The sequence below is a fragment of the Candidatus Poriferisodalis sp. genome (assembly GCF_965215815.1).
In the GTDB taxonomy this organism is placed as follows: domain Bacteria; phylum Actinomycetota; class Acidimicrobiia; order Acidimicrobiales; family Poriferisodalaceae; genus Poriferisodalis.
Map to the genome: position 1 here is coordinate 806,953 of NZ_CBDCEO010000013.1, position 10,803 is coordinate 817,755.

The following is a 10,803-nucleotide window of genomic DNA, read 5'->3' on the forward strand; positions in this document are numbered from 1 at the left end:
CTTCATTAATGCACCAAGAATTGGGCAAACCGTCAAGGCATCGAAGTTACGGTCGGGGTGATGCTGGAAATTGGTCCCCGCGAGCTCGAATGGTTGTCTCTGGGTGCTGCCGTGTTCGGCAGCGGGGGCGGCGGGGATCCCCTGCTGGGCTTCCACATGGCGTCCCAGGCCATTGCCCGGACAGGGCCAGTTCAGCTGCTCGACCTCGACGAACTCTCCGAAGAGCAGCTGATCCTGCCGATCTGCATGATGGGCGCGACGACGGTGATGGTCGAGAAGTTTGGATCGGGATCCGAAGCGCTCAGACTCCAGGAAGCCATCGAGACAAGAACCGGCACCGAGGCCGCTGCCATCTGCTGCCTGGAGCTTGGAGGCCTCAACGGCGTTGTCCCCTTCGCGTGGGCTGCTTGGGCCGGGCTCCCAGTTGTCGACGCCGATCTGATGGGTCGAGCCTTCCCGGAGCTTCAGATGACGACGGCGGCGCTCGCGGGAGTGTCGGTGAGTCCGGCCGCGATGACCGATGAACGGGGCAACGTGGTGACGTTGTCGACCACGACTGCGAAGTGGGCCGAGGACCTCGCGCGCTCGGTGTGCACCGCGATGGGAGCCGAGGCGACGATCTGCCTCTACCCGATGACCGTCGGCACGGCAAAGAAAGCCACGGTGAGGAACTCGATCACCCTGGCCATCTCGGCTGGCCGAGTGATGCTGGAAGCATCCGACGATCCGGTCAGGGCCTTGTGCGAACACCTCGGCGGCCTAGCGCTCATCGAGGGAAAAGTCGTCGACGTAGACCGTCGTACCACCGAAGGATTCGCTCGCGGATCGGCAACCATTGAGGGCGTCGGAGCGTGCACCGGCCGAATGGCCCGGCTCGAGTTCCAGAACGAGAACACCGTGCTCATCGAGGACGGCAAGGTGCTGGCCAGCGTTCCCGACATCATCACCGCAGTCGACCTGCACACAGCTCGCCCCATCGTCACCGAGCTGCTGCGGTACGGCCAGCTGGTCACTGTCGTCGGTTTGCCGATCAATGAGCTCTGGCGGACGCCGGAAGCCCTCGCTGTCGCCGGACCTCGGGCCTTCGACTACGCGTTCGACTACCGCCCACTGGAGAAGCTCAATGCGCGGTGAATATCGCATCGGGGTCGACGTGGGCGGCACCAATACCGACGCTGTTCTGCTCGACGACGAGTTGCAGTTGGTGGCCAAGGTCAAGACGCCGACGACCGAAGACGTTGACGAGGGATTGGCCACTGCGATCCAGATGGTGCTGTCGGCCAACAGCGTGATCCCGGCGTCGATCTCCCGAGTGATGCTCGGGACTACGCACGCAACGAACGCCGTTCTCCAGCGTCGCGACCTGGCTTCGGTGACGGTCATCCGGATCGGCGGTCCCGCTACCCGGTCGGTGCCGCCGCTGTCCACCTGGCCGGCCGATCTCCGCACCGTCGTCTCCGCCGGCGAGGTCATCGTGGACGGCGGCTTCGAGTTCGACGGCCGCGAGCACGTCCCCTTCGACGAACCTGGGCTGAGGCGATTCCTCGAGGAACTTCCCGAGCGTCCGGAAGCCTGCGCGATCACCAGCATCTTCTCGCCCGTCTCCGCCGAACATGAGCACATCGCGGCCGCCGTCGCGGCCGATGTGCTCGGCGAGGACACGCCGATCTCGTTGAGCTGCGACATCGGATCCATCGGCATCCTGGAACGAGAAAACGCGTGCGTGCTGAATGCAGCCCTGCGACGCGTCGCACGGCAGATCGTCGACGGTCTCAGCGCAGCGCTCCGCGACCAAGCCATCGAGGCCACGCCGTACTTCGCCCAGAACGACGGGACGTTGATGGCGCTCGAGCGGGTGCTGGAGTTTCCGGTGTTGACGGTGGGCAGCGGCCCAGCCAACTCCATGCGCGGGGCTGCGTACCTGACGGGCCTGCGCGAGGCGATTGTCGTGGATGTCGGCGGCACGTCGACCGATGTCGGCGTGCTGGCGAACGGGTTCCCGCGGGAGTCGGCAATCCCGGTGGAGATCGGCGGTGTGCGGACGAACTCTCGCATGCCTGACCTGCTGTCGATCGCACTCGGTGGCGGGACGCGAGTGCGTACAGACGGCGGCGATCTCGTGATCGGCCCGGACAGCGTGGGGTATCAGCTGACATCTGAGGCGTTGTGCTTCGGTGGCCCGGTACTCACCCTCAGCGACATGGCGGTCCGGGCCGGCCGAGCGACCATGGGACACCATCCGGTCGACGAGGTCAGTGGGCTGCGGGCCGTCGAGGCCATCGGACGCATCGACCAAATGTTCGAAGACTCGATCGACCGGATGAAGCTCACTCGTTCCGAGCAACCGGTCATCGCCGTCGGCGGCGGCAGTGTGTTGCTGCCGGACTCGCTCGCCGGCGTGAGCGAAGTTCATCGGCCCGAAAACTACGAAGTCGCGAATGCGATCGGCGCCGCGATCGCTCCCATCAGCGCCGAGGTGGACCAGCTGTTGGTCCTCGGCCCCGGCGGTCGCGACGAGGTCATCAAGCGCGCCAGAGACGCAGCCATCGGATCCGCCATCGCCTTGGGGGCCGAGCCCGAACGGACCGAAGTCGTGGCACTGGAAGAACTGACGATGGCTTATCTGAAGGACGACGTCTTGAGATTGCGAGTCAAAGCTGCGGGACCGCTGCAGTGAGTCGGTCCGTCTCGCCGTCGGACCGTGTGAGAGGCGCTCCATAAAGAGACAAACACACCAGAGGTGTGAGGAAGGGGAATCAGCAATGAGATGGACAACGAGGCGGCTGTCGCCGCGAATAGGCGCACTCCTTTGTGTGTTCGTGTTGACAGTTGCTGCATGCGGCGGAGACGACACGCCGTCGGCCGAGGACGAAGTCGAATCCACTGACGCCACTGCGCAACAGGCCCAGAGCACGGCTGAGACGACCGCAGTCGAAGAGGGACCCGATGAGCCCACTCCCGAGCCGGCAGCCGAAGAGAGCGAGCAGGTCACCTCGACCGAAGGCCTCCGTATCGCCTACTTGTCAGGCAGCTCGGCGAACACCTGGTATGCGAGCTCGCGTGAACAGATGCAGCGAATCGCAGATGAGAACGGCATCGAGATGGTCGAATTCGATGCCGCGTTCGACCCAGCGGCTCAGACTGCTCAGCTCCAGGACGTGATCGCTTCAGGCGAGTACGACGGGGTGATCGTGGCGGCCGTCAACGGCCCCGGCCTCATACCCGACATCGAGGACGCTCTGGCCCAAGGCATTCAAGTCGTCGTGCTGAACACAGTCGTGGGTGATGACCTCACAGAGGGCGCCCCGCAAGTCGAAGGGATAGCAGCGTCTTCGCTCGCGCCGCCTGTAGAGAACGGCGAGCGCATGGGCGAGCTGACCGTGCAGGCCTGCGAGGGGATCGACCCGTGCCGGGTCGTGTACCTCTATGGCATCAAGGGATTCCCCCTCGATGTGGCGCTGAAAGAGGGCTTCGACAACGTCCTGGCTCGCAACCCGAGCGTGAACATCGTGGCGGAGGGCGAAGGTCAGTACCTCGGACCTGAAGGCGGCATCAACGCGATCCAGGACATTCTGATCGCACAACCCGCATTCGACGTGGTCATGGGAGCCGACCAGTCGATCCAAGGCGTCGAGATCGTGCTCGGAGACGAAGACATGGACGACGTGAAGCTCATCGGACTCGGAGGGTCGATCACCGGTCTGCAGGCCGTGGCCGAAGGGCGCTGGTTCGGCGTGGTCTTCGGAGCGCCGGGATCCGAAGGCGCCAATGCCATGAACGCCATGATCTTGGCTCTGACCGAAGGCACGTTCTCGGGAGGAATCAATCCCCTGGCGAACGTGACCGACAACGGTCTGGTCACCGCTGAGAATGTGGACCAGTTCACAGGACAGTGGGACGGTTGATCTCTTGAACGGATCGGGTGGGATGCGGTCATTTGAGACACCGGAGCGCGCGCATCCTGCCCGATCCCGCCCGCGCGGGTCGCACTCGACGGTCCGTCCTCCATCAAGTCACGGCAAGATGTCGGAGGCGCACGTGGAGCTGCGCGCCGTGTCGAAGCTGTTCGGGGCGACGACAGCGGTCGACGCCGTGTCGCTCTCGATCGACCGCGGGTCAGTCCATGCTCTGGTGGGCGAGAACGGCGCGGGCAAGTCCACCGTCGGCAAGATCATCGCCGGCGTTCACCGCCCCGACGAAGGAAACATCCTCGTCGACGGGCAGCGTGTGATATTCCGCTCTCCCCGCGACGCCTTGGCACAGGGCATCACGATGGTGGCCCAGGAGTTGTCGCTGGTACCCGCACGCAGCGTCCGGGACAATGTCTTCCTCGGCGACGAGCCGTCCCGAGCCGGCATTGTGCGAACGCGTGAGCAACGGCGACGCTTCGATTCGATCATCGAGCGCGTCGGATTCAGCGTCCCGCTTGACGCACTCGTCATGGATCTCGCAGTGGCAGAGCAGCAGAAAGTCGAGATCCTTCGTGCTCTGGGGCGCAATGCGAACCTGATCATCATGGACGAGCCAACTGCTCGGCTGTCCACTGACGAGGCCCAGACGTTGCTCTCGATAGTCGCCCGCCTTTCGCGAGAGGGCACGACGGTGATACTCGTATCGCACTTCCTCGACCAAGTTCTTGAGGCAGCTGACGTGGTGTCGGTGCTGCGCGACGGCGCACTTGTCAGCAGCAGGCCTGCGAGGGACGAGACAGAGCGGACGCTTGTCGAAGCGATGATCGGCAGGACGCTCGACACCAGCTTTCCGCCCAAGTCGATTCCGCCACCCGATGCACCGATCGTGCTTGATGTTCGTGGGCTCCGATGCGGCGGAACAGGGCCGGAGATCGACTTGACGGTGCGAGCGGGGGAGATTGTCGGTCTTGCCGGTCTGGTGGGTTCAGGAAGATCAGAGATCGCCCGGGCCATCTACGGCGCGGATCGCCGCGCCGAAGGCGAGGTCACCGCGTGCGGAAGACCCGTCAAGCGCCGATCAACACGTAGCTCCATACGCGCCGGCATGGGATTGATTCCCGAGTCGCGCAAAGATCAGGGTTTGCTTCTGGGACGGTCGATCCGAGACAACGTGGCGCTGCCCCATCTCGACATCCTGAGCCGACTGGGCTGGATGCGACGACAGCCCGAGAACCAAGCCGTCACCAAAGCGACCGAGGTGGTGGACATCCGGTCGTCGTCGATCGAACAGGCCGTGATGGAACTGTCGGGGGGCAATCAGCAAAAGAGCCTGTTCGCTCGCTGGTTCCTCAACTCGAGGTCAGTGCTCATCGCAGACGAACCGACCCGGGGTATCGACGTCGGCGCGAAGCGGGCCATCTACAACCTGATCACCGACGCCGCTTCGGCGGGCTTGGCGGTGCTGTTCGTCTCGTCCGAGCTCGACGAGGTGATGGGGCTTGCGCACCGTGTCCTCGTCGTGCGAGATCAGCAGATCGTGCTGGAACTTGCAGGCGATGAACTCGACGAGACCCGCATTCTCGGAGCCGCCTTCGCGACTACGGCCGGAGAGACCCGATGACAGACGTCTCTGCATCCCGACTGGCGGCCGTATCGATGTTCGATGCCGGGACCCGGCGGGTGCGCGTGCTGCTCACTCGCTACGGAATCCTGTGGGTGACCATCGCTCTGTTCGGGATCCTGGCAGTGACGACGGACGGATTCCTGCGGGGCGCGAACCTCCGCAACGTCCTCGACCAGCAGTCACTGATCCTGATAGCGGCCTCCTTCGCCACCCTGACCATCATCGGCGGCGGCTTCGATATCTCCCAGGCGGCAGTCTTCGTCACTTCCGCCATCGTCGCTATCCAAGCGCTGAACGCGTCCCACTCCATCTTGATCGGCGTCTTGGCAGGGGTGGGTTTCGGGGTAGGGGCCGGCGTGTTCAACGCCGTGGTGGTGGCCTACGCCCGAATCGGCTCGTTCATCGCGACGCTCGCCACATCGTTCATCTGGTTCGGCGCCGGGTTCCTGATCAGCGACCGCTCCATATTGCGTCCCGAGACTCGAGCGTGGTCGGACTTGGCACGCGAGCGCATCTTCGGACTCACCGCTGCCACGTGGTTCAGCATCGCCGTAGTCGGATTGGCGTGGCTCGTGCTCAGCCGGACCAAGTTCGGTCGCTACGTCTACGCGACAGGCGGGAATGCCGAAGCAGCGTTGCTTTCCGGCGTCAATACGCGTCTCATCACTTCGGCGACATTCGTCATGTCGGGTGCCGCAGCAGGGCTCGCGGGCACGCTCAATGCAGCCCGGTCAGGCAGTGCGTTGCCGTCCGACGACTTCAGCTTCGTCTTCGCCGTCATTGCCGCCATCGTCGTAGGCGGAACATCGATCGCAGGCGGTGAGGGCGCCGTGTGGCGAACGGTGCTCGGGGCGTTGTTCATCGCTTTCATGGTCAATGGCTTCAACATCCACCAGGTCGACCCGATCTGGCAGCGGGTCATACAAGGCGTCGTCATCCTCGTGGCAGTCGGTCTTGACGCCTGGGCTCGACGGGCGCGCACAACCGGGTGACCTGAACGGACTCCCGACCGGTGCTCCCGAATCTTCTTGCGCTGTGCAGGCAGGCGCATGGGCGCTGGAAAAGGTGCACGGAGTCGAATCGCCGAGCCGCGCGTGGCCGCCGCCATTGGTGTCCCTTACACCGATCCCCTCGTCGCTCTCGGCTGACGGACCGATGATCCGAGGTCTCGCGCAGCTTGCCTGCCGGCTATACGCCCGCGGCGGTGGTGCGTTCCTTGTCGGGGGGTGGCATGTAGGTGCGCCGACTCGGCTTCAGCCCCATGGACTGCAGCGTGAGCAGGAGCCCAAGCGAGGCACCAGTCGGATCGACGACGGGCACCCTCACTCGTTCCGCCTCCAGGCGAGACTGCAGCGCCGCTGCCACGCCCAGCATCCCGGTGCAGCCAAGCACCAGCACATCGGCGCCGCAATCCAGAGCACGATGCGAGGCCGCCATGAGGCTGTCGAGCAGCGCATCGCCGTCATGCAGTTCCAGCACCGGTGTGTCGATGACTTCAACGGACGCCATGCGATCCCGGATGCCCATGCGGGTCGCTAGCCCCGAGATCATCGGCACCACGTTCTCCAGAACGGTGACGACTGAGAACCGCTCCCCCAGGTTGAGCGCCGTCGCAACGGCAGGCTCGAACCCGCCGACGACCGGGATGTCCACAATCTCTCTCGCCGCTGGAACGGCAGGATCGCCGAAGCACGTGATGAACACGGCGTCTGCTCCCGCCGCAGCTGCCCGCTTCGTCTCAGCGACGATGGCGGGGCCGGCCAGGACCTCGTCGTAGAACGATTCGATCGAGGCCGGGCCGCTTGTCAGACACGAGACCTCGATCTCGATGTCGCGCCCCAGGAAGCTGCGTGCCTCTTGGGCGATGAGCTCGTTGAATGAGTCCGAGGTGATGGGAACGACAATGTGGATCTTCATGGCAGGTCCTTTCGATTGAGTCGAGAATTCGGCATTCAGGCACGGCGCCGCTGTCAAGTGCGAAACCGCCAGAATCAGCCGGCACTCGCAGCAAGGGCAAGCAGCGAGCGCAGCAGGAAGTGAGGACGCCACGAATGAAGCGACGCGCCACAGCGGTCGCAGCGGCAGTCGTGTTGTTGGCAACACTCGGTGCGCCGCTTCCGCGTTCAGCGGGCGCGCAGGCGTCCTCCTCGACAACGGCGGCAGTACTCCCGCCGCCGAGCTTGCTCGGCGACTGCTCCGACGCTGTGCCCGTGATCGTCGCGTCCGACGCCGCCGCGCAGTCCGACATCTACTCCGCAGTCACGCTCGTCGGCGTGCTGGGGGCAAACACCTGCATCGTGCTGGCCGGCGGTCGCGACGACCCGTTCCCGCAGGACCAGCTCGAACGACTCGCCACAGCGGCGGCTGGCGGCTACGTCGTCGGCGGACCCGCGGCGGTGCCGAATGCCAAGCTGTCGGGCCGCAAAATGACCCGCGTGTACGGCGCGGATCGCTGGGAGACCGCCACTGCGGTGGGTGCCGTCGCAGCAGCGCTCGCAGCGGGCGAAGACCCCGACGAGCCCGACGAGCCCAACGACACGGATGCACAGCCCGATGACGGCACGCCCGTCTGGCAGCAACGGCTGGCAGACGAATTCTCGGCCGCACTGCAGTCCAGCGAAGCAACTGACGACATGTGCATGTCGCTGTATCGCAACGGCGTGCCGATTTTCGAGCACAAGGCCAACACCCCGTTGGTGCCGGCATCACTCACCAAGCTGGCGACCGTCACTGCGGCGCTGAGCGAACTGGGCGCCGAGGCGACATTCACAACTCGGGTGGCTACCGATGCCAGCGCGCTCGCTGCAGTCAGCGACGGCGTACTGCGAGGCGACGTCTATCTGATCGGCGGCGGCGACCCAGTGTTGGCGACGCCCGGGTACATCAACCGCATTGCCGGAGCGCGTCCCTACACCGACGTGACCGAGCTGGCAGACGCCGTCATGACGGCACTCGGCGCCTTGGGCATCGAGACCATCGACGGTGCGATTGTCGGGGACGGATCGTGGTTCGCCGATGGCGAGCAGAGCTATACCTCGCATTATCCGCCTGACGCGACGTCAGACACGCCGCCGATCTGGAAGCAGTCGTACCTGTCACAGAACCTTGTGGGTGTGCTGTCGGGCCTGATCATCAACGACGGTTACTCGCCGTACACCACTGACCGGCGAAGCCACACCCGCAGCACCGACGCAGCCCAAGCCGCAGCGTCGGACTTCGACGACTTGCTCGAAGCACGCGGCATGGTGATTCGTCACCGACCACGTTCGGGCAGCGCCCCGGCAGCGGACGACTCGACCGATCTGGGCAGCATCACCTCGCCATCGGTCTCCGAAATGCTCATCCGGATACTGCGATACTCCGAGAACACCCCGGCGGAAATGCTGCTCAAGCAGATCGGTCGGCTTCACGGTGACTCGTCACGGGTTGCCGCAGCGGCGGCAGCGACCGCCGCGCTCAGCGACATCTTGGGATCAGCAGCCGACGAGATCGTCCTGGTGGACGGCTCGGGCCTGTCAGTTCACAACCGCATGAGCTGCGAGGCGGCAGTGCGGTTGCTGGCGTTGGCTGGTGCCGATTCGCGCCTCGTGGACTCGATGTCGATCGCAGGACGAACCCCGACGCTGCAGACCTGCGGCCCGCGGCCTCTCGCCAACGGGCAGGGCTCCACGAACACGATCTTCGCCAAGGGCGGTCAGCTGAACGACAGCTCGGCCATTGCCGGTGTCAGCACCGCCGACAACGGCGATGTGCTCACGTTCGCCATGATCGCCAACGAGCCGCTGATTATTCAAACCGGAAGCTGCAACACGCTGCGCCAACTCACGCTCGATGCCATAGGCCGCTACACATACGGCCCCGCTGGCTGAGCCCGGCGAGCGGCAGTGCCGCCACTGACAGGCGGTGGCGCCAGGCACAGCCGGCACGGTTTGGATGCCGGTGCCGCCTTGGCCCGCGCACCAGAGGAAGTCATCGGCCCAGGGATCGAAACCGACCACCGGCACGCGGTCCGGCGCGAACGTCCGCAATCCGGCCCAGGTCGAGCGAATAGATCGGACTTCCAGCCGAGTCGCCGCATTGACGGCCTCGATACCCATGGCGACATCAATCTCACGGGGTCGGGCATCGCATGGGCTGTCGAGGTGCTCGTCGGCGGGCGATCCCAGCAGCTGTCCAGGTCCTTCGGGCTTGAAATAGAACGATTCGTCGGCGCCGATCACCAGTGGCCAATCATCGGCGTCGAAGCCGGTCAAGAAAGTGAAAATCGTGCGGCGTAGCGGTTGCATGCCCACGGCTTTTGCCCCGGCAAGTTCGGCGACCTCGTCTGCCCACGCCCCTGCAGCATTCACCACGACCCGGCAGGCACGGGAGAGCGAATCACGCGCGCTGGAAACCATCGCGATCGCGACGGTTGAACGCGCCACACTCGCCAAATGAAGTTCTCAGAACCGGCACACGCAGCGGGCAGACAGCACCCAGCAGCTCCACAATGCAACCTTGTAAATATGCAAGATTCCCTTGTACACTGGTGTCGTGGCTGTTGCGCACTATCGGGTTTCGGAACGGGGTCAGATGGCACTGCCGGCTGAAGCACGTCGCCGATGGGGAATCGCTGCTGGAGGAGCAGTTGAGATTGCCGATCTTGGCGCTGCGGTGGTGGTAGTGCCGGCCAACCGAGGTGGACTGCGGTCGATGCTCAGCGAAGCCTTGGAGGATGCCGGCGGATATCGGTCGCTCGCGCGCCGAGTCGCTGCCAGCGAGCCTGATCTCGCATGAATCCGCAGGCCCCATGAGCCCGCATCTTCCATGAGCGAAGTCGTCCTCGTGGACGACCACATCCTGTTGAGGATGCTGCTCGGTGAAGAGCCGCGCGACTTGCGGCCCCGAGACGGCGTCGTCGCCACGACGGGGCTGTGGTACCACCGTCTTTGCCGTGCACTCGCCGATCAAGCAGTCGTCGGCTCGATGTCTCGCCGGCTCGGAGGTGTGTCGCCCGAAGTCGCAGCCGAGGTCATTGCCGCTGTCCTCGAGCTGCCGACATCAATCGAGCTGGTGTCGCTTCGCGCGATCGGCTGGCCGATGGGCGAACTCGTGCGGGACGGGGCCCGCCTCAACCTGCTCTCGCTCGAAGCACTGGCTGCTGCTCGCTTTCTGGATGCGGAGATCTGCTACGCGCAGGCCAACGAGAACGAACCGCTCATCGACGCGGCTCGCACCCAAGCAATACCGATTCGCAGCCTGCAGATCTGAGCAGGTGCCTTCGCTGCT

9 protein-coding genes and 1 pseudogene are annotated in these 10,803 nt (G+C 64.8%); 8 read left to right on the forward strand and 2 right to left on the reverse strand.

Features of this window, described 5'->3' with window-relative positions:
- The first annotated feature begins 60 nt into the window (after nt 1-60).
- The 5 genes from ACOOHB_RS13520 (at nt 61) to ACOOHB_RS13540 (ending at nt 6,527) form a co-directional block, all read left to right on the forward strand.
- The gene (locus tag ACOOHB_RS13520) at nt 61-1,134 is read left to right on the forward strand and encodes a DUF917 domain-containing protein (protein ID WP_420445362.1); all 1,074 of its coding nucleotides are present in this window, start codon (nt 61-63) and stop codon (nt 1,132-1,134) included.
- Nucleotides 1,124-2,677, forward strand: coding sequence for a hydantoinase/oxoprolinase N-terminal domain-containing protein (locus ACOOHB_RS13525; protein WP_420445363.1), 1,554 nt, complete (start codon nt 1,124-1,126; stop codon nt 2,675-2,677). The genes ACOOHB_RS13520 and ACOOHB_RS13525 overlap by 11 nt, the downstream gene beginning before the upstream one ends.
- Before the next feature lie 142 nt (nt 2,678-2,819).
- Nucleotides 2,820-3,905, forward strand: a complete 1,086-nt coding sequence (locus tag ACOOHB_RS13530) for a sugar ABC transporter substrate-binding protein (RefSeq protein WP_420445364.1) — start codon at nt 2,820-2,822, stop codon at nt 3,903-3,905.
- A gap of 133 nt (nt 3,906-4,038) precedes the next feature.
- Nucleotides 4,039-5,532 carry a sugar ABC transporter ATP-binding protein gene (locus ACOOHB_RS13535; protein WP_420445365.1) on the forward strand — a complete coding sequence of 498 codons (1,494 nt, stop codon included), beginning with the start codon at nt 4,039-4,041 and terminating at the stop codon, nt 5,530-5,532.
- A complete protein-coding gene (locus ACOOHB_RS13540) occupies nt 5,529-6,527 on the forward strand; it encodes an ABC transporter permease (RefSeq protein ID WP_420445366.1) in 999 nt (332 codons plus the stop codon). The genes ACOOHB_RS13535 and ACOOHB_RS13540 overlap by 4 nt, the downstream gene beginning before the upstream one ends.
- Before the next feature lie 196 nt (nt 6,528-6,723).
- Here the strand turns inward: ACOOHB_RS13540 and ACOOHB_RS13545 are convergent, their stop codons facing one another.
- On the reverse strand, nt 6,724-7,452 hold the full coding sequence (locus ACOOHB_RS13545; RefSeq protein WP_420445367.1) for an aspartate/glutamate racemase family protein: 729 nt from the start codon (nt 7,450-7,452) through the stop codon (nt 6,724-6,726).
- A gap of 134 nt (nt 7,453-7,586) precedes the next feature.
- Here ACOOHB_RS13545 and ACOOHB_RS13550 point away from each other — a divergent pair, with 134 nt between their 5' ends.
- Nucleotides 7,587-9,404, forward strand: coding sequence for a D-alanyl-D-alanine carboxypeptidase (locus tag ACOOHB_RS13550; RefSeq protein WP_420445368.1), 1,818 nt, complete (start codon nt 7,587-7,589; stop codon nt 9,402-9,404).
- 57 nt (nt 9,405-9,461) lie between these two features.
- On the opposite strand, the pseudogene ACOOHB_RS13555 reads toward ACOOHB_RS13550, so the two are convergent.
- Nucleotides 9,462-9,932: pseudogene (locus ACOOHB_RS13555) on the reverse strand (NAD(P)/FAD-dependent oxidoreductase); the annotation flags it as partial.
- A gap of 136 nt (nt 9,933-10,068) precedes the next feature.
- On the opposite strand from ACOOHB_RS13555, the gene ACOOHB_RS13560 reads away from it, so the two are divergent.
- Nucleotides 10,069-10,311, forward strand: coding sequence for an AbrB/MazE/SpoVT family DNA-binding domain-containing protein (locus ACOOHB_RS13560; RefSeq protein WP_420445369.1), 243 nt, complete (start codon nt 10,069-10,071; stop codon nt 10,309-10,311).
- A gap of 30 nt (nt 10,312-10,341) precedes the next feature.
- Nucleotides 10,342-10,785 carry a hypothetical protein gene (locus tag ACOOHB_RS13565; RefSeq protein ID WP_420445370.1) on the forward strand — a complete coding sequence of 148 codons (444 nt, stop codon included), beginning with the start codon at nt 10,342-10,344 and terminating at the stop codon, nt 10,783-10,785.
- Nucleotides 10,786-10,803 lie beyond the last annotated feature (18 nt).

Bases quoted from the DNA above. Each gene is read 5' to 3' on its own strand.
- ACOOHB_RS13520 (WP_420445362.1), top strand. From the start codon at position 61: ATGCTGGAAATTGGTCCCCGCGAGCTCGAATGGTTGTCTCTGGGTGCT.
- ACOOHB_RS13525 (WP_420445363.1), top strand. From the start codon at position 1,124: ATGCGCGGTGAATATCGCATCGGGGTCGACGTGGGCGGCACCAATACC.
- ACOOHB_RS13540 (WP_420445366.1), top strand. From the start codon at position 5,529: ATGACAGACGTCTCTGCATCCCGACTGGCGGCCGTATCGATGTTCGAT.
- ACOOHB_RS13545 (WP_420445367.1), bottom strand. From the start codon at position 7,452: ATGAAGATCCACATTGTCGTTCCCATCACCTCGGACTCATTCAACGAG.
- ACOOHB_RS13550 (WP_420445368.1), top strand. From the start codon at position 7,587: ATGAAGCGACGCGCCACAGCGGTCGCAGCGGCAGTCGTGTTGTTGGCA.
- ACOOHB_RS13565 (WP_420445370.1), top strand. From the start codon at position 10,342: ATGAGCGAAGTCGTCCTCGTGGACGACCACATCCTGTTGAGGATGCTG.